We start from the raw sequence: 17,136 nt of genomic DNA, 5'->3' as shown, positions 1-17,136 counted from the left end.
CCAAGACGTCCGTGATTGCGTGGCAGCCGTCAGGACAGCCACGCGGGCATTCGTCCACCATGGCTGCGCAGCCAACGCCGTACTCGACCTCGCTCGGTGCCGCAACCAGTGCTGGCAGACGCTGCATCGGGTTCACGGAAGCCCGGTCCCGTCTCCACGATGCTGGTTGTCATTGACGTCGCCACCGGGATTCACCTCTGTCGTTCGGTCGGCTAACCCTGCCGCGAGTCGACAGAGATTTCGGAGAAGTCGATGGAGATGAGGATCGGTTCAGGCAGCGCCTGCCCGTCCTCCTGAACAGGTACGACATACCGGTGGGTCGGGAAGACCAACCCCGACACTGTGGTGTGATCGGCACTGTAGTGCGCAGCTGGAGACCCGCCCAGCACGTCGGCTGCGTAGTCATGGCGCCGGAGCAGTCCTGAACTGTTGTAGTAGAAGAACTGCTCGGTGGCGTGCGTGGCCAGGTCCTGCGGGAACCTGGCCTGCAGGCGCCGCCAGTCTTCTCCCGACTCGCGCCACGGTTCCAGTTCGACCAGCTCGACGCCGGGATGCGTCAGCAGGTACGGGGCCGTCAGGTAGTTCCACAGCGCATAGCCGGCAAAGTAGAGCACGTGGAGTTCGTCCCAGGGATCGTCCTGGCCAAGTCCGGTAAAGGCTTCACGTGGAGCTACCCGGTCTACGACGACAGTGCCGTCCTTCCCGCGGATTTCGACGCGATCGGGCGTGAAAACTCCAGACAGTTCAGGGCCGGTGAAGCCTGCGAAGACCAGCCGCTGCTGGTGGACATCGACGGTCATGTCGGCGTTGGCCAGGACGCCTTCCTGGCCGACACGAGTCCACAAGAACCCTCCGATCGCGCCCTTGGCGTGGATGGTCGTCGCCGATTCCCATCGCTCCAGCCCCCCATGGGCCTTGAGGACGAACTGCAAGAGGTCGTTCATGTGGTGTTCTCCGTTCGAGGTGCTGGGCTAAGGTGCTGACGAGGTTGGCTGGAGTTTCTCTCGTGGCCATTCGGCCTCGCCCGCGTAGGGGTACTCCCGGGTCTCGATGATGAGCCGTCCGGGGACATCGCCGAGCTTCGTGTTCTGGCGGCTTGCCGCGGCGCGGCTTCGGACGCGCCGGGCTGCGTCAGCAGCCTCTCTCGTCAGGCATCCAGTACACCCTCGGACCCCTCACCGGGGTACAGGGGCACGCCGTCGTAGATCACGCCGCGTGCGAACACCCGGTCGAAGTCATCGCCATCTGACCGTGCTCACGGGATGAAGAGGCCGGGTGTTCCATCCGCAGGTCTTGGGCGACTCACTGTCGACCATTGGTTCGAAAGGCTGACGCCCGGACGAGGTTGCAGTCCCCGCCATCACCCGGAACACTCCCCATTCGGCTCGCCCATCTCCTTTGGCTCCGAATCCGTCGGTGTCAGCCGTGCCACCGTTCTTGCCTGCAGTTCGAGCGCCACTTGTCGGCTGGTCGCCGATGCACACCGGCATGCTTTCCCGATCCCGCGGACCACAACATCCTCTGAATGTGTGATGTGCCGTGTCGACGGCCTTTCGATTCCCCTGCGGGCAGCCAGATGTTCGAGTCTCAGGAGACCCGCAGCTGCTGCTCGCCCGCCAGGGGCCCCAGGGAAAGGCGCCAGGTCACGGATGCAGCGAGCGACCCGCATGACGGGCTTACGTGGGCGCGGACCTTCGTGATCTGCGAATGTCCGAGCTCGTCGATGTCTACGAGCAAGCGGTGCGCTGTGGAGTCTGAGGCGCCAGGGTTCCAGGCGGCCTGGTGGCCCGGAGAAGGTCTTCGGCGTGCTCGCAGCCCGGCGGCAACCCAGTCCTTCCCGGCTGGGTCCCTGCCGCAGTCCTGTTCGCGTTGAGTAAGCCTTTGCTCGTCTCGATGACGGCTTCGTTCCACCGGCGGATCGGGTAGTCCTCCCGCCAGCCCGGCTCATCCCTGGGGTCCGGCCGAAGTCGGCGAACCCGCCGCCGATCGGTGAACGAAGGTCTCGAACTCCGCGGCCGAAACTCCGAGCCGGCATAAGCGGCCAAGAGTGGCCGAAGGCCACGCCGCAGACGACGCCGAAAGCGCCCTTGACAGGACAGACGCGGCGGACACGCTCCCCGACGGCTGCCGGATCGTCGGCGTGGTCGGCGTGCTAGCGGCCGGACCGTGGTGTGCGCTGCTGGTCGATGAGGTCGCGGAGTTGGTGGCGGCCGGCGATGCCGAGCTTGGGATAGGAGCGGTACAGGTGTGAGGCGACGGTGCGGGGGGACAGGAACAGATGGTCGGCGATCTCGCCGTTGGTCAGGCCGTGTCCGGCGAGGATGACGATCTCGCGCTGTTGAGCAGTGAGGCCGTCCAGCGCGCCCGGGGCGGCCTGCGGGGCTTGCACGGTGACGCCGCAGGCCCGCAGCTCGGATTCCGCGCGCCGGGTCCACGGTGCCGCGCCCAGACGGCGCAAGGTTTCCAGGGCGGTCACGAGGACGGGCTTGGCGTCGTTGATCCGTCGCTGCCGGCGCAGCCATTCCCCGTAGTCCAGCTGAAGCTGGGCCCGTTCGAACGGCCACGTGTCTCCGATGGGATCGGCCAGGGGCGCGGCGAAGTGTGCTTCGGCGCTGTCGGGCTCGGCGAGCAGTCCGCGGGCGCGGGCAGCGAGTTGTTCCAGGCGCGGCCCGGGCTCGGGGTCCACCCGGGCCAGTGCGCGCTCCAGCAACGTACGTGCTTCGAGGCGCCGTTCGGCGCGCATCGCCGCGGCGGCGATGTCGGCGACGGCGAGGTACGAGAAGTGGTGGTGCAGGGGTGTGCCGTCGGCGGCGAAGAGTTGGCTGAGCTGCGCGTACGCGGTCACGTAGTTGCCTTGTGCCAGCGCGGCGAGACCTGCCGTCTGCCGGATTCTGGCGGCGAACCCGCGGTATTCGGAGGTGTCCACGGCGGCGCGCACGCGGGCCAGTAGCGGTGCCACCTGGTCGTGTTCGCCGCGCATGGCCGCCACGACGGCCGTGGTGAGGTCGGCCGAGCCCGCGACGGTTTCCATCTTGTAGGCGGCGGCGATGTCGCCCGCCTCTCGGGCGGCGGTGAGTGCGTCGTCCCAGCGTCCGCTGTCGACGCATGCCCATTCCAGTGCCGACAGCACGCCGCCGCTGGCACCGCGGACGCCCGGGGCGCGCAGCCGGCTGAGGGCTTCGCGCAGCACTCTGACCGCCAGTTCGGTTTCGTCCAGGACCCAGGCCGCCGCACCGAACGTACCCGGGTCCGAGAGGGATCCTTCCGCTGCGCGCCGCAGGCGGGGGACGATGTCGGCTCTTTCGCCGAACGGGTCCGTGCAGGCCCGGATCCAGATCCGGTACTCGTCGGCGCGGGCGGCGGGCGGGTCCTCGGCCGACGGCGGTGGCACGGTCCGGGAGTCGAGCAGGTCGAGGGCGGCACGTGCCTTGGCGCAGACTTCGGGGAGTCCGGTCTGGTGGGCGACCGTGGCGGCCATCCAGGCGGCCTGCCACGCGATGGCCGGCAGCCTCGGGGATGCCTCGGCGACGACGGACAGGAGTGTGTCGAGCGCGTCGGCGTTGCGGTTCGACCACAGCAGCGACCAGCCGATGACCAGCCGGGCGGCGATGCGCAGGTCCGGGTCGGAGGTCAGCGTGAGTACCTTGCCCGCCAGTTCGCGTACCCAGTCGGCGTGTCCGGCGGGCAGGGCGAGTTCGGCGGCGGCCAGCAGCCGCCGGGCCTTGTCGGGTTCGCCGGGGCTGAGTTCGGCGGCGCGTTCGAGGGCGTGTGCCGCCGCGGCGGTGCCGCCGCGGCGCTGTGCCTGGGCCGCGCTGTCCTCAAGCAGCGTGGCCAGGTGCTCGTCGGGTTCCAGCGCGGCGGCCGCCAGGTGCCAGGCGTGGCGGTCGGGCTGGTCGCGAAGCGCGTCCGCGACCTGTCGGTGCGCCGCGGCCCGCTCGGCGAAGGGCGCGGCATGGTAGACGGCCGACCGGGTGAGCGGATGGACGAACCGCGGGCCTGACGTGTCCAGACGGATCAGGCCCGCCGCTTCCGCCGGGGCGAGCGCGTCGGCGGAAAGCCCTGGTACCGCCGTGGTCAGGTCCGGGCTGTCGGCGGCCGCGGCGAGCAGCAGCGCGGATCGGGTGGCCGGGGGCAGGGTGGCGTACTGGGCGGCCATGAGGGCGGTCAGCTGCTCGGTCAGCGGCAGCGGCTCGGCGGTCCATCGGCGCCCCGCGTCGGGATCCACGGAGATCATCCTGGCCAGCTCGATCAGCGCCAGAGGGTTGCCAGCCGCCTGGGCCAGCACCTGTTCGCGCAGCCGGCCGTGCGGCGGGCGCGGTTGCGCGTCCAGGAGCAGGCCAGCGTCCTGCCGGGTGAGCGGTCGCAGCAGGAGTTGCGGCAGGTCCCGCTCGAAACCAGCGGGAGGTACGTTCCCGCGGGTGCCGGCCAGCAGCACGAGCTGCTCCGATTCCAGGCGCCGGGCGGCGAAGGCGAGCGCGTCGAGTGAGGCACGGTCCAGCCATTGCATGTCGTCGGCTGCCACCAGCAGCGGCTGCTCGTCGGACAGCTCGGACAGCAGGGTGAGTACGGCGATCCCGGTGAGTAGGGCGTCGGGCGGCGCGGGGTCGTCGGAGAGCCCGAACGCACCGCGCAGCGCCTCACCCTGGCGGGTTGGCAGGCCGATCACGCGGTCCAGTACCGGGCGCAGCAGCTGGTGCAGCCCGGCGAACGCCAGGTCCTGCTCCGACTCCCGGCCGGTGGTCGCCAGCACCCGCATCCCCGCCGCCCTGGCCTCGCGCGCGGCTTCGGCGAGCAGGACGGTCTTGCCCAGGCCCGGATCGCCCAGGAGCAGCAGAACGTGGCTTTCCTTGTGGGGCGGGGCGATCAGTTCCCGCAGCAGGGACAGCTCCTCCTGCCGCCCGATCACGTTCGTGTCCTTGCGGGCCATCGCGGAAACGCCACCCTCACCCGGCCGAATACAGGCCGCACACGGCCGAGGTGATCCGGGTGCGCAAGGCCGTGTGCAGTCAGGTTGCGGATACCGGACGGCCGCTGCGCGGCACAGGCTTGATTGTATGGATGCTGTCCCCTGCGCGCGGTGGAATGCGGGTGCCTGATGCCGTTCGTCACGGTCGGCCGGGAGAACACCGGTGACATCCGGATCCACTACGAGGACCATGGGGCGGGCGCGCCCGTCGTCCTGGTCCACGGCTACCTCGCCGACGTGCGCTCGTGGGAGAAGCAGGAAGCGGCTCTGCTCACGGCCGGGTACCGCGTCATCAGCTACGACCGGCGCGGCGGTGGCGACTCCAGTCGGCCGGCGGTGGGCTACGACTACGACACGCTGGCCGCGGACCTGAACGTGCTGCTGGAAGTCCTGGACGTGCGGGACGCGGTGCTCGTCGGCTGCTGCTCCGGCACCGGAGAGGTGGCCCGGTACCTGGGAACGTACGGGCAGGGGCGGGTCCGCGGCACGGCGCTGCTGGCGCCGCTGCCGCCGTTCCTGCCCCGGTCCGAAGCCAACCCGGAGGGTATCGAACCGGGCCTCCTCGAGGCTTTCCTCGGTGAACTGTCCGCCGATCGCCCGGCGGCGATCAAGACTTACCTGGACCGGTACTACAACATCGACTACTACAACACCGACTACCGCAGCACCGACCTGCCTGGCGGGGACCGGGTCAGCGACCAGGCGTGGCAGAACAGCTTCCACGTCGCGCTCGGGGTGTCAGCGGCCGCGGCCCTGGGCTGCGCGGTCGCGTGGCGGGAGGACTTCCGGGACGACGTCGCCCGCATCACGATCCCCGTCCTGATCGTGCAGGGCGCTCAGGACAGGATCATGCCGCCCGGCTCGACCGGGAACCGCCTGGCCGTGATGCTGGCCGATGCCCGCCTCGCGGTGATACCGGACGGCGGGCATGCGATCACCTGGACGCACCCGGCTCAGGTCAACCAACTGCTCGTCGACTTCTTGGGCGCCCTCTGACGTGCGCGTCAGGCGGCGAGGAACTCCAGCAGAGCCTGGTTGACCTCTTCGTGGTGGGTCCAGCAGATGTTGTGCGGGCCGCCCTCGACGCTGACCCGCCTGAGATCCGTGACCAGGCCGGCCAGCCGTCCCGCCGTGGCCTCGAACGGCAGGATCCGGTCGGCGGTGCCGTGGATCGCCAGCACCGGGACGTCGATCTTCGGTCGTCGCGGAAGTCGGCCAGCCAGGAATCGACGCACACGTAGGTGGCGAACGGCGAGGCGGTGACCGCGACCTGGAAGGAGACGTCCCAGGGCCTGGTCGCTGATCCGGTCCGGCGCGAACGTGTCGGTGTTGTAGAAGTTGTCGAAGAAGTCACCGAAGTAGGCGTACCGGTCCTGAACAATCGCCGCCTTGATGCCCTCGAACACCTGGCCGTCGACGCCCTCGGGATTGTCGGCCGTCTTCAGCAGGAACGGCGGAACGGTCCCGATCAGCACCGCCTTGTCCACCCGGTCCAAGCCGTACACCCAGGTAGCGGGTGACCTCACCGCTGCCCGTCGCGAACCCGCCGAGCGCCACGCCGGTCAGGTCGAGGTGTTCGAGCAGGGACTTCAGGTCGCCGGCGAAGGTGTCGTAGTCGTAGCCGGTCGAGGGCTTGCTCGACCGGCCGAAGCCCCGCCGGCCGTAGGTGATCACCGGTGCCCGGCAGCCGGCCCGACGCGTTCCTGCCGTTCTCTTCGCCCACGCTCACGTAGGACAGGGTTCCTCCATACCGCCATCAGTCGATCACTTGCTACTTCGACAGTGCGTGGGCCCGGCGGACCGCTGTATCCGCATGCTGGCTGCACCTTTCCCGGAGACGGCGCGGGCGGCCCGGTGCAGTCAACATGCTGATTCCGTCGATCCGCCGCGGCTGATTCGCTGGGCTCATGGAGCCCAACTCGTACTCAGATCTGCCGAACGAGCGGGTCAAGGCCGCGAACGGCATCGACTACGCCTACCGCGACACCGGCCCGACGGACGACAGCGGTGTACCGCTGGTCCTTCTCCAGCACTTCCGCGGAAACCTCGACAACTGGGATTCCGCGCTGATCGACGCGCTGGCCTCGGCGCGGCGTGTCATCACCTTCGACAACGCCGGAGTCGGCGGCTCCACCGGGACAACGCCGAACACTGTGGAGCAGATGGCACTCGACGCCATCGCCTTCATCAAGGCCCTGGACCTCGATGGCGGCGAGGTCGATCTCCTGGGATTCTCCCTCGGCAGCTTCGTCGCGCAGCAGATCGCCCTGGTCAGGCCGGCGATCGTCAGAAGGCTGGTCCTCGCGTCGTCGGCGCCGCAGGGCGCCGCCGGCATGCACGGCTGGGCCCCCGAGGTCATCGGCGCCATCGGCGACCCGGAAACCAGTCCCGAGGAATACCTGAGCGTCTTCTTCACCGGATCCCCGGCAAGCATGCAGGCCGGCGGGCAAACCCTGCAGCGGATCTACGGCGCCCGAAGCGAGGACCGGGACACGGCGACCAACTGGGCGACCCGCGAGGCGCAGTACGACGCGGTGTGCACGTGGGGCATCCCCGACCACGCGAAGCTCCAGCGGCTCAGCTGCCTGAAGATGCCGGTGTTCGTGGCGAACGGCGACAGCGACCCGATGATCCTGCCGCACTACTCCCACCTGCTCGCGGGTCTGATCCCACAGGCCGACGTGAAGATCTATCCGGACGCGGCGCACGGGTTCCTGTTCCAGCACCACGCGGAATTTGCCGCGGACGTCGACGCCTTCCTCGGCGGCCCTCGATGACCGGCACCCACATGATCGTCCTGCCCGGTGGCGGGTACGCCGAACACGCTTCGCACGAGGCCGAGCCGGTGGTCGACTGGCTCGGCGGCATAGGCGTGCGGGCGAGCGTGTTCCGCTATCCGCTCCACGCCCGGCACCCGGAGCCGCTCAACGCGCTGCGCGCCGAGATCCGCCGCCGGCGGGCGGCCGGCGCACAGCGCATCGGTCTCATCGGGTTCTCCGCGGGAGGTCATCTGGCCGGGCTGGCCGCCCTCGCGCCGGGCGCCCCGCCCGATGAGGCGGTGGACTTCGCCGTGCTCGGTTACGCCATCACCTCGATGGAGACCGAGACCTACCGTCCGGCCCGGGTGATCCTTCTCGGCGAGGACGCCGGCCCCGAGCTGCGCCGGTCGACCTCGCTGGATTCGCTGGTCACGCCCCAGTCGCCGCCGTTCTTCGTCTGGCACACCGCGGAGGACCCCTATGTCCCCGCCGAACACACCTACCGCCTTGCCGCAGCGCTCGCGGCCGGCCAAGTTCCCCACGCTGTGCACGTGTTCGCCCACGGCCCGCACAGTCTCGGCCTCGCCCGGAATGCCGGCGAGGCCGCGATATGGACCACGCTGGCGAAAGCCTGGATTCAGGAACAGGCATGACCGTCGCCTACATCACTGGTCCCCAGCCATCGCCTGCAGCTCCGCGATCTGCTTGCGCGCCGCGGCGACGAGTTCGTCGTTGGTGTTCGCGTGACCGCCCAGCCCCCACCCACCGGGCACGGTCTCGGTCAGCAACACCCAGGTGCGGTCCGCGAGCGTCGGGTCGCCGGCGGCCTCCGCGACCATGCCGGTGAACCGGCTCACCACCGCGATCTGTTTGTCGCGGTCGAGAGCACCCGCGTTGGTCAGCACCTGCACGCGTACGTAGTTGGACGCGCCGTCGACGTTCGACAGGTCGCCTGTCGGCAACTCGTGGATGAATGCCGCGGTGTTCTGGCGGAACATCGGGATGTCCGGAACTCCCTCGATGGCCATCAGGGTGGCAGCGAGGTCCTTGGCGAGCTGGTGCCCGTCCGTGAATGTGCCCGCTGTGGCGTACACGTCGATCATGGGCATTGCGTACTCCTTGGGTGCTACCACCACTTGGCTTCCAGCGCGCGGTCGGTGCCGCCGGTCCGGTCGAGCGCGTCGAGTTCGGCCATGTCCTCGGCCGACAGGGTGAAGTCGTGGATCTGCGCGTTCTCATGGATGCGGTCGCGGTGCGTTGATTTCGCCACGACCACGAGTCCGTGCTGCAGGCCCCAGCGCAGCAGCACCTGTGCGGGTGTCCGGCCCGTCCGTCGGGCGATCCGGGCCACGGTGGTGTCGTCGACGTACCGGCCGGTGCCCAGCGGGCTGTAGGCCTCGACAGCGACGTCGAACCGGCCGCAGGCGTCCAGGAGCGCCCGCCGACGGTGCCGCGGGTTGAACAGGATCTGGTTGACGGCGGGCGGGACTGTTCCCGCGGCGATCACGGCCTCGAGTTCGGCCGCGTCGTAGTTGGAGACCCCGATGGAACGGGCCAGTCCCAGCTCCTGGGCACGTTCCATCCCGGCCCAGGCCCGGGTCGGGCCGCCCTCGGGCCAGTGGACCAGGTAGAGGTCGATCTGCTCCAGGCCGAGACGACGAAGGCTGGCTTCTGCCTGGGCGACCGGATCGTTGCCCCGCGGATGGAACTTCGTGGTGATGAACACCTGGTCGCGCGGTACGCCGCTGTCGCGGAGGGCGTGGCCGACGCTTTCCTCGTTGCCGTATGCCTGAGCCGTGTCGATATGCCGGTAACCGGCGTCGAGCGCCCAGCGCACGGCGTTGACGCACTCACGCCCGGCCGGCACCTGCCAGACGCCGAGGCCGAGCACCGGCACTTGGTTCCCGTCCGCCAGCAGGCGCGCGCCGCCGCCGGATGTGGCTACGTTCAGGTTCATGAGCACCAGCATCCGGCAACGCACCGTGGGGTGGTATCAGCAACATGACTGCAGCCGGCCGCGGCTCGCAGTGAAGTCAACATGCTGATACTCCGCCGCCGTCCCCCAGGGTGACCATGAGGTCCAGCCGAGTCAGCGGTGACGGAGAAGACGATGAGCCTTGACTTTGACGTGTTCGTGGTGGACCCCAAGCCGATCCCGAGTGCGGTACCGGGATTCGAGGAGGTGGTGGGCCCGGCGACCTGGCCGCCGTCCACATCGACGCTGATCAGCGATGACGACGGTGCCGTGCTGATCGACTGCCTCATCACCGTGCGGGAGGGCCGGGAGCTGGCGGCGTGGGTGAAGTCCCACGACTGCGAGCCCGGGTATGTGTACATCACCCATCCGCACGCCGACCACTTCCTCGGGCTGACGGAGATCCTGGCGGCGTTCCCGCAGGCAAGGCCGGTGGCCCTGGCCGAGTCCGTCCCCGCGATGCAGGAGCAGATCTCAGCGGGGTACATGCAGGTCTGGGGCGGCTTCTTCCCTGGCCAGTTGACCGGCAATCCCGTCCCGCCGGGGCCGCTGACCGGCAGCACGATCCCGGTCGGAGGCTCATCGGCCACGGTGATCCCGGTCGGGACCACCGACACCGGGCATGCCAGCGTCGTCCATGTCCCGGACCTGAGCCTGGTCGTCTCCGGTGACGTCGTCTACAACCGGACGCACATGTGGCTGGCGGGATCGACACCGGACTCCCGGGCCGACTGGGCGCGGGCGCTGGACGCCGTGGCGGCGCTGGGGGCCGACACCCTGATCGCCGGCCACCGCGACCCACGGGCCGCCGATGACGACGCCCGCCGCCAGATCGACGAAAGCCGCCGCTACCTGGCCGATTTCGAGACGGCGCTGGAACGCAGCTCCGCACCGGGCGAGCTCATCGACCGGATGACGGCCGCCCATCCCGAGCTGGCGAACCCGTACACACTGTGGGTCGCGGCCCACGACCTGCTTCCCGCCGGAACCTGACACGGACAGCCAGGACGGATCGCCGAACCATGCCCGGGGAGATCAGAGACGCGGTCGGCCTGGAACCGGCCGCGGAAGGCCGTGGCACGCGGGTGCTGAACCTACGCAGAATGACGGCCCGCCGGACCGACGAGGCGTACCGGTCCTCCACCCCGCTGGAACTGTTCTTCGACCTCTGTTTCGTCGCCGCCGTCGCGCAGGCCGCCTCCCATCTGCATCACGACCTCAGCGGCGGGCACCTCGGCCATGCCGTGGGCAACTACCTCTGGGTGTTCTTCGCGATCTGGTGGGCCTGGATGAACTTCACCTGGTTCGCCTCCGCGTACGACAACGACGACGACCCCTATCGCCTGCTGACCATGGTGCAGATCGCCGGGGCGCTGACCCTGGCCGCCGGCGTACCCCGGGCCTTCGAGTCCGGCGACTATCTCGTTGTCACCCTGGGCTACGTGATCCTGCGGCTGGCCATGGTCCTGCAGTGGCTGCGGGCGGCCGGGGCCGATCCCGAACGGCGCACGACCGCTCTGCGGTATGCCGTCGGCTTCGCCCTGGTACAGGCCGGATGGGTCGCTCGCCTCGCCTTCGACCAGCCGACGTACCTCTATGTCGGGCTGGCGCTGGCCGTGGGCGAGTTGCTGGTCCCGATCTGGGCCGAGCGGGCGCAGGTGACGACCTTTCACCCGGAGCACATCACCGAGCGGTTCGGTCTGTTCACCATGATCGTGCTCGGTGAGGCGGTGCTGGCCGCGACCAACGCCGTGCAGACCGCGGCCGACTCGCGCGACGGCACCGACGTCGACCTGCTGGTCCTGGCCGGCAGCGGTCTGCTGCTCGTCTTCAGCCTGTGGTGGCTCTACTTCGACCGGACCAGCCAGCGCATGCTGCGCTCCATGCCCACGACGATCATCTGGGGCTACGGCCACTACCTCGTCTTCACCTCGACCGCTGCGATCGGCGCCGGACTCGCCGTCGTCGTCGACGCCCTCAGCGGCCATATGCACGTCACACACCTGCAGCAGGGCCTGGCTGTCGGCATACCCCTCGCCGTCTGGATCGCGACGGTCTGGTGGCTGCGCGTAGGCCCGCCGCTGCGCGGTCCCGCCGTCGCGGCCTCGCCCGTGGCCGCGGTTCTGGTGCTGGCCGCGGTCTGGACCCCCGCGGCCGTGCCTCTGATGGCTGTGATCACTGCGGCGCTGGCAGCGGTGACGACCTGGTCCGTGCGCCGGACCGATTGATCACTCGACGCCGGGACGTGCTTCGTTCTCTGACAGTGCGCGTCCGCGACGCTCCTGCCGGGACCACACGTACGCAACCGCAACGCCGCTTCAGCAGCTGATCTCCGCACGAGTCGCCTGCGCCCAACAAGCACCGTCAGCGGCGCCGGCCTCATAGCGCTTGCCCTTCTCCTTCATTTCCGCCTGCGCCAGCCTCATCTCGCCTCGCACCAGCTCCGTCAGCTGCTGCGAGGCCCGCTGCACCAGCTCGCCCACCGGCTCCTGCCCGGAGGGGTACGTGTCCCGGCCGGATCCGGTGGTGTGCGGCTGTGTGCTCGACACGGCGATCACCTCCCGTCGTCCTTGCGTCCATGTTGGCCGGGCTGCGCGGAGCGCCCCGGCCGTCCTGTAGCGGGCGAGTACCCGGAGCAGGCCAGTTCAGGACCTGCCGCCGGAGACGGTTTGAGCTGCTGGGCCGTGGCCACCTGGGGTTCCCGTCGAAGAGGGCTGGGCGTACATGATCGTCGGGGAATTGCCTGGCGCGGCGTTTCATACGTGCTTTAGCCCAAGGCCGTGAAATTATGGGCTGTTGGGTCCTGTCAACAGGATGTCGATGCTGATGGTGGCTTTGTAGGTGCGGCGGTCGACGCGCAGGCTCTTGTAGGCGTAGCGGGACAGTGGCCGTTTGACGGCGCGGGGGCTGACGCGCAGGCGGCGGGTGGGCATGAGGTGGTTCAGGACCGCACGCCCGATGGCGCCGAGGAGGTCGATGGTGGTGGCGGCGATCACGCCTGCGGCCTGGACGCTCTGGTCACGGGCGGTATGGAGAGCGATGCTGAAGCTTGCCCGGTCCGGGTCGGCCCCGGGGACGGTGCTGGTGGCGTCGGCGATCGCGACCCTGATCACCTGGTAGACGGTCAGTAGCGCGTAGATCTCTTGCGCGATGCCCGGCCAGGTGCGGGCCCGCAGCACACGGCGGCCGAGCATCGACTGCTTGACCGCGAAGTAGGCGGACTCCACTTCCCATCGCTCGTGATACAGCCTGACCAGCTCGAAGGCCGGGTAGCGGTGGGGATCGAGCAGGGTAGTGGCCAGGCGGTAGACGCCGCTGTGCCGCCCGGTGGCAGTGGAGATGGTGATCTCGCATTCGATGATGCGGACCTGAACCGTGCCGATCTGGGAGAGAAAGGAGCCGTCGTCGAAGCGGCGAAGGATCGGCGGCTTGCGCACTGCGGAGAGCCGAGCCAGGAAGCCGGCACCGGTGCCGGCCACGGCTTGGAGGAAGGGGTTGGTGGCAAAGCCGCGATCCAGCAGCACGACCATGCCCTGGTGCAGCGAGCGCAGCAGGCGGCGTCCCAGGACGGGCTCGCCGGGTTTGCGGGGGCCGAAGACCGCGTCGATGACCGCGCGGGTGCCGCAGGCCACCAGGGCGACCAGCAGGACCTGCGGGTAGCCGGAGGCGGCGGGTGTACTGGTTGGCCCCCTTGCCCAACCGGGTGCGCACGTCCGCATCGTCGGCGACGTCCAGGTACGTGCCGTCGATGGCAACCACCAGCAGCCCGGCCCAGCGGGCTCCGGAGGTGCGGACCGCCGAGGCCGGGCCGCGCAACAGGTCGAACAGGGCCCGCATCGGGCGCGCGCCGAGCCTGGTGCGGCGTGCCACAGCGCGGTCGCGGTCACCGTCGGCAGTGGCAGGGCCTCAAGGGCGCCGGTCAGCTTGCGCCATACGGCCGGGTAGCCGCATTCCTCGAACAGCGTGGCCGCGAGCAGCAGGTAGACCACCACCCGGGCCGGCAGTTTCCGCAGCCGCTGCTGAACCGCCCCGCACTCGCCGAGGACCTCATCGACCATCTCGAAGGTCCCGACCTGGGTTAACTCACCCAGATGTCCCGGGGCGAAGACGCCTTCGGCTACCGCGATTTCACGCGTGATGACAGACTGTCCGGACAGCGGAGCCTCCGGTCTTTGTGAACGGCTTGTCTTGGCGGACCAGCCAATTCTACCGGGGCTCCGCTTCCCGCGTCCGGCGTCCTTCCAGATCAGCGCTCACTTGCGACCACGACCCCACCCGTAACTTCATGGCCTTGTGCTTTAGCCAGCCAGGCGCCGAGACCGTCCGGACCGGATCGCAGCCGAGGGACGGCGGAACCTCACCCCCGCCGCCCCGTCACCTGTCCGGCCTTCACGTCAGCCGCGTACCGATCCACGTACTCCTGGCCCGAAAGCCGCAAGATCGCGTACGTGATCTCGTCGGTGACGGCCCGCAGTACCGTCTTCTGCTGCGCCATCCCCGCAAAGCGCGAGAAGTCCAGCGGTTCCCCGAAACGAATCGCGACCGGCCGGAGCCTCGGCAGGACACGACCGGGAGGCCGGATCTCGAAGGTCCCCACCATCGCGCACGGAATCACCGGGACGTGCGCGGCCAGCGCCATCACGGCCACCCCGACCTTGCCCTTGTACAGGCGGCCGTCAGGGGAACGCGTGCCCTCCGGATAGATCGCGAGTAGCTCTCCCTTCGCCAGTATCACCAGCCCCTCCCGGATCGCCGCCTGCCCCGCAGCCCTGCCCGACCTGTCCACCGAAATCTGTCCGGCACCGCGGAGAACGAGCGCGGTCAGCCGGCCCGCGAGACCCGGCGCCGTGAAGTACTCCGCCTTGGCCAGGAACGTGATGCGTCGTTTCAGGACCGCAGGCATGAGGAGGGGGTCCGCGAAGGACAGGTGATTGCCGGCGACGATCGCCGCGCCGGTGGCCGGAACGTGCTCGAGCCCCTCGGCCTGCGGCCGGAACAGCAGCCGAAGCAACGGACCCAGAAGGACGTACTTGAGCACGTAATAGAACATGGCGGCTCCCAACTCCCGATCGGCCCCGTTCGCGAGATCAACCCCCAGCAGGTTTGAGGGGCGCTCACGTCTCCGCGAACGCGTCGGCTGTTCCGTGCGACAGGGGCGGAAAATCGAGTCCTTGAAGGCTCCCCTCCCTGAAGGGAGGGATTGGTCACCCTCCAGGGCTGAGCGGGGATTTACGGCTCAGGCCGCCACCGGAGCCGGCGGCCCCGGTGGTCTTACGCCCTCGACACCGTCCGGGTTCCAACCTGCCCGGACCAGCATCACGCGGGCGGAGTTCTTGTCCCTGGGGGACACGGCCCCACACACGGTGCAGGCATACGTTCTCATCGACAGAGGCAGTGCGTGCTTGGTTCTCGCTCCGCACTTGGCACAGTCCATCGTGGTGTGCGCCGGGTGCACAAGACGGACGTCCCGCCCGTGCTTGCGGCCCATCTCGACCAGGGCACGCTTCGTCGCGGCGATGGCGGCATCGGCCGCCTTGCGGGCCATGGTCGTCTTCGCCAGGAACTTCGGCCGAAAGTCCTCCACCGCAACCCCGTCGTGGCCGCGCATCACCCGCTTGGCCCACTTGCGGGCGGTGTCCTCCCGCTGCCTCGCGATCTTCTTGTGCAGCTTCGCCGCCTGCGCCTGCGCCTTGCGGTAGCCGGCGGATGCGGGCTTTCCTCTCGGAGGCCGCCGCCGGGCCATCATCCGCTGGTACCTCGCCAGCCGCTGCGCGGCCCGCCTGCCGTGCTCGGCATGCGGCAGATCGTAGGCGTCGTCGGTGGTGGTGGCAGTCTCCTTCACACCCCAGTCCACGCCCAGGACGCGGCCGGTCTCACAGAGCGGCTCAACCTGAGCCGGGACGACGAAGGACGCATACCAATGTCCGAGGCTGTCCTGGTACACCCGCACACTCGACGCATCGGCCGGAAGGCCCCGCGACCACACCACCCTCACCACGATCTGGCCCGCAAGGTGCAGGCGACCGTCCCTGAGGCGCAAACCGCGCTTCGTGTAGTTCAGGCTGGGCCGCGCCTCCCCCTTCCTCTTCCACCTGGGCATCCCAGCCCGGCGCTGCTGCGGCAACCGGTCCTTGATGTCCTTCAGCGCCTTCGCCCTCGACCTGGCGAAGTCCCGAATCACCTGCTGCTGCGGCACGCTCGCGCCCTCAGCCAGCCAGGGCGACACCCTGCGGGCCTCTGTCAGCATCTTGTCGAGCTGAGCCGGACCACACGTCAGCTTCTCGCCGGTCGCCCGGCCCTGCGCGTGGACCTGCTGGGACTTGGCCACGCATTCGTTCCAGATCCAGCGGCAGCGATCCCACTCCGCTTCGAGCCGGCGCCTGGCCGTGTTCGACAGGCGCACACGGAAGGTGTACCGGGCATGCCCGGTCTCCTTCGTGGTCGCTTCTGTCGTCATGCATCCGAACCTACCCGAGGACACTGACAGTTGAGAGTCCTCGCTCATGGTGGGCGACAACACCGCCGTGCGGGGTGGACGCCGGACCGCCCTGACGGCGATCTGGCTATCCCTGCCCTGCCCCTCAGGAGCCCGATTCCTCCCCGGCCCGAAGGCCGGGGCATCCTCGGAGAAACCCGGTGAACCGAATGGCGGTCGCTCAGGAGTCGGCACCCGCGGGTGCCGACTCCTGCCTGGGCAGCGCCTGCCAAGGGACCTGACGCGCGCGCAGGTCGGTACGAATGCGCCGGGCGAGCCTTGTGGTGTCGTAATGGTTTAGCACGGCGCCGAACGCCGCGCCGACCATGAAGGGAGTCAGCATGGGAATCTTGCGTACGGCGAGCGTGAGCAGCCGTCGGCGCAGTTCCTTCCTCAGCCGGACGCCGAGCATGAGACTGACCGCGGAGGTCGGCTTCGTGATGTTCAGGCCACGGCCCTCCGTCCACTCCGCGAGATACAGTGCGGCACGCTGCCGAGCAGTTCCAGGCGCACGCAGACCGTACACCTCATGAAGCTCGGCTATGAGCTTGAACTCGACGGACGCAGTCCCGAGGATGCCTGCGGCCAGCTCGACAGGCATTGCCGGAGGAGTGGGCAACGCCGCGGCAGAACCCACGCCCGCTCCGACGACCTCGGTGCCCCGAACCGCCCCGGTGACCAGGTGATCGGCGATCTCCTCTGGGCCCAGCCCCGGGAAGTGCCGACGCAACGTGTCCAGGTCGCGGACCTGGACGTGCGATACCACCTCGATCAGCTGCTCCGCGAGAGCGGGGGAGGTCAGCGACCATGTATCGGTCCGCACCCCGGGCGACATGGCAACCTCCCGTCCGGCGGCACTGTGGGGTTTCCTCCTCGTCCTCTACCCGGTGGTACTTCGTCGATGCGCGCGGGCGACGGCATGAGCGTTGCTGGTAAGGAGCGGCCAATTGAAGCACTCAGT

At 69.2% G+C, this 17,136-nt stretch carries 15 protein-coding genes and 1 pseudogene; 5 read left to right on the top strand and 11 right to left on the bottom strand.

Annotated features, from left to right (window positions below):
- Positions 1 to 212: 212 nt before the first annotated feature.
- Both ACQPXS_RS45825 and ACQPXS_RS45820 read right to left on the bottom strand, forming a co-directional pair.
- The gene (locus ACQPXS_RS45825) at positions 213 to 944 is read right to left on the bottom strand and encodes a hypothetical protein (protein WP_433455423.1); all 732 of its coding nucleotides are present in this window, start codon (positions 942 to 944) and stop codon (positions 213 to 215) included.
- 1,208 nt (positions 945 to 2,152) lie between these two features.
- Positions 2,153 to 4,927, bottom strand: coding sequence for an AAA family ATPase (locus ACQPXS_RS45820; RefSeq protein ID WP_433455421.1), 2,775 nt, complete (start codon positions 4,925 to 4,927; stop codon positions 2,153 to 2,155).
- Between the two features lie 168 nt (positions 4,928 to 5,095).
- Here ACQPXS_RS45820 and ACQPXS_RS45815 point away from each other — a divergent pair, with 168 nt between their 5' ends.
- A complete protein-coding gene (locus tag ACQPXS_RS45815; protein ID WP_433455419.1) occupies positions 5,096 to 5,962 on the top strand; it encodes an alpha/beta fold hydrolase in 867 nt (288 codons plus the stop codon).
- Positions 5,963 to 5,970: 8 nt separating this feature from the next.
- On the opposite strand, the gene ACQPXS_RS45810 is transcribed toward ACQPXS_RS45815, so the two are convergent.
- Positions 5,971 to 6,471, bottom strand: a complete 501-nt coding sequence (locus ACQPXS_RS45810; RefSeq protein ID WP_433456297.1) for an alpha/beta fold hydrolase — start codon at positions 6,469 to 6,471, stop codon at positions 5,971 to 5,973.
- 58 nt (positions 6,472 to 6,529) lie between these two features.
- Positions 6,530 to 6,640, bottom strand: a pseudogene (locus tag ACQPXS_RS45805) (alpha/beta fold hydrolase); the annotation flags it as partial.
- Positions 6,641 to 6,873: 233 nt separating this feature from the next.
- Here ACQPXS_RS45805 and ACQPXS_RS45800 point away from each other — a divergent pair.
- Together ACQPXS_RS45800 and ACQPXS_RS45795 are read left to right on the top strand one after the other, a co-directional pair.
- Positions 6,874 to 7,743, top strand: coding sequence for an alpha/beta fold hydrolase (locus tag ACQPXS_RS45800; protein WP_433455417.1), 870 nt, complete (start codon positions 6,874 to 6,876; stop codon positions 7,741 to 7,743).
- Positions 7,740 to 8,378, top strand: a complete 639-nt coding sequence (locus ACQPXS_RS45795; protein WP_433455415.1) for an alpha/beta hydrolase family protein — start codon at positions 7,740 to 7,742, stop codon at positions 8,376 to 8,378. The genes ACQPXS_RS45800 and ACQPXS_RS45795 overlap by 4 nt, the downstream gene beginning before the upstream one ends.
- Before the next feature lie 12 nt (positions 8,379 to 8,390).
- Here ACQPXS_RS45795 and ACQPXS_RS45790 read toward each other — a convergent pair whose 3' ends face one another.
- Positions 8,391 to 8,834 (bottom strand): tautomerase family protein, encoded by a 444-nt coding sequence (locus ACQPXS_RS45790; RefSeq protein WP_433455413.1) that lies wholly within the window; start codon positions 8,832 to 8,834, stop codon positions 8,391 to 8,393.
- Positions 8,835 to 8,851: 17 nt separating this feature from the next.
- Positions 8,852 to 9,682, bottom strand: coding sequence for an aldo/keto reductase (locus tag ACQPXS_RS45785; RefSeq protein WP_433455411.1), 831 nt, complete (start codon positions 9,680 to 9,682; stop codon positions 8,852 to 8,854).
- A 153-nt stretch (positions 9,683 to 9,835) separates the two neighbouring features.
- On the opposite strand from ACQPXS_RS45785, the gene ACQPXS_RS45780 reads away from it, so the two are divergent.
- Together ACQPXS_RS45780 and ACQPXS_RS45775 are read left to right on the top strand one after the other, a co-directional pair.
- Positions 9,836 to 10,693: an MBL fold metallo-hydrolase gene (locus ACQPXS_RS45780; protein ID WP_433455409.1), complete on the top strand. Its 858-nt coding sequence runs from the start codon at positions 9,836 to 9,838 to the stop codon at positions 10,691 to 10,693.
- 110 nt (positions 10,694 to 10,803) lie between these two features.
- Positions 10,804 to 11,928, top strand: a complete 1,125-nt coding sequence (locus tag ACQPXS_RS45775; protein WP_433455407.1) for a low temperature requirement protein A — start codon at positions 10,804 to 10,806, stop codon at positions 11,926 to 11,928.
- Positions 11,929 to 12,018: 90 nt separating this feature from the next.
- Here the strand turns inward: ACQPXS_RS45775 and ACQPXS_RS45770 are convergent, their stop codons facing one another.
- The 5 genes from ACQPXS_RS45770 to ACQPXS_RS45750 form a co-directional block, all read right to left on the bottom strand.
- Entirely contained in the window at positions 12,019 to 12,258 is a 240-nt protein-coding gene (locus tag ACQPXS_RS45770) for a phage holin family protein (RefSeq protein WP_433455405.1), read from the bottom strand.
- Positions 12,259 to 12,486: 228 nt separating this feature from the next.
- A complete protein-coding gene (locus ACQPXS_RS45765) occupies positions 12,487 to 13,791 on the bottom strand; it encodes a transposase domain-containing protein (RefSeq protein ID WP_433456245.1) in 1,305 nt (434 codons plus the stop codon).
- Between the two features lie 266 nt (positions 13,792 to 14,057).
- Positions 14,058 to 14,750 carry a lysophospholipid acyltransferase family protein gene (locus tag ACQPXS_RS45760; RefSeq protein WP_433455403.1) on the bottom strand — a complete coding sequence of 231 codons (693 nt, stop codon included), beginning with the start codon at positions 14,748 to 14,750 and terminating at the stop codon, positions 14,058 to 14,060.
- A gap of 186 nt (positions 14,751 to 14,936) precedes the next feature.
- On the bottom strand, positions 14,937 to 16,157 hold the full coding sequence (locus tag ACQPXS_RS45755; RefSeq protein ID WP_433455401.1) for an RNA-guided endonuclease InsQ/TnpB family protein: 1,221 nt from the start codon (positions 16,155 to 16,157) through the stop codon (positions 14,937 to 14,939).
- Positions 16,158 to 16,356: 199 nt separating this feature from the next.
- Complete coding sequence (locus ACQPXS_RS45750) at positions 16,357 to 17,010, bottom strand: hypothetical protein (protein WP_433455399.1); 654 nt, start codon at positions 17,008 to 17,010, stop codon at positions 16,357 to 16,359.
- Positions 17,011 to 17,136 lie beyond the last annotated feature (126 nt).

The organism is Streptomyces sp. CA-142005 (assembly GCF_050942335.1).
Lineage (GTDB): Bacteria > Actinomycetota > Actinomycetes > Streptomycetales > Streptomycetaceae > Streptomyces.
The sequence above is the reverse complement of the archived record's forward strand: the minus strand, read 5'-3'. Positions and strand labels throughout refer to the sequence as shown.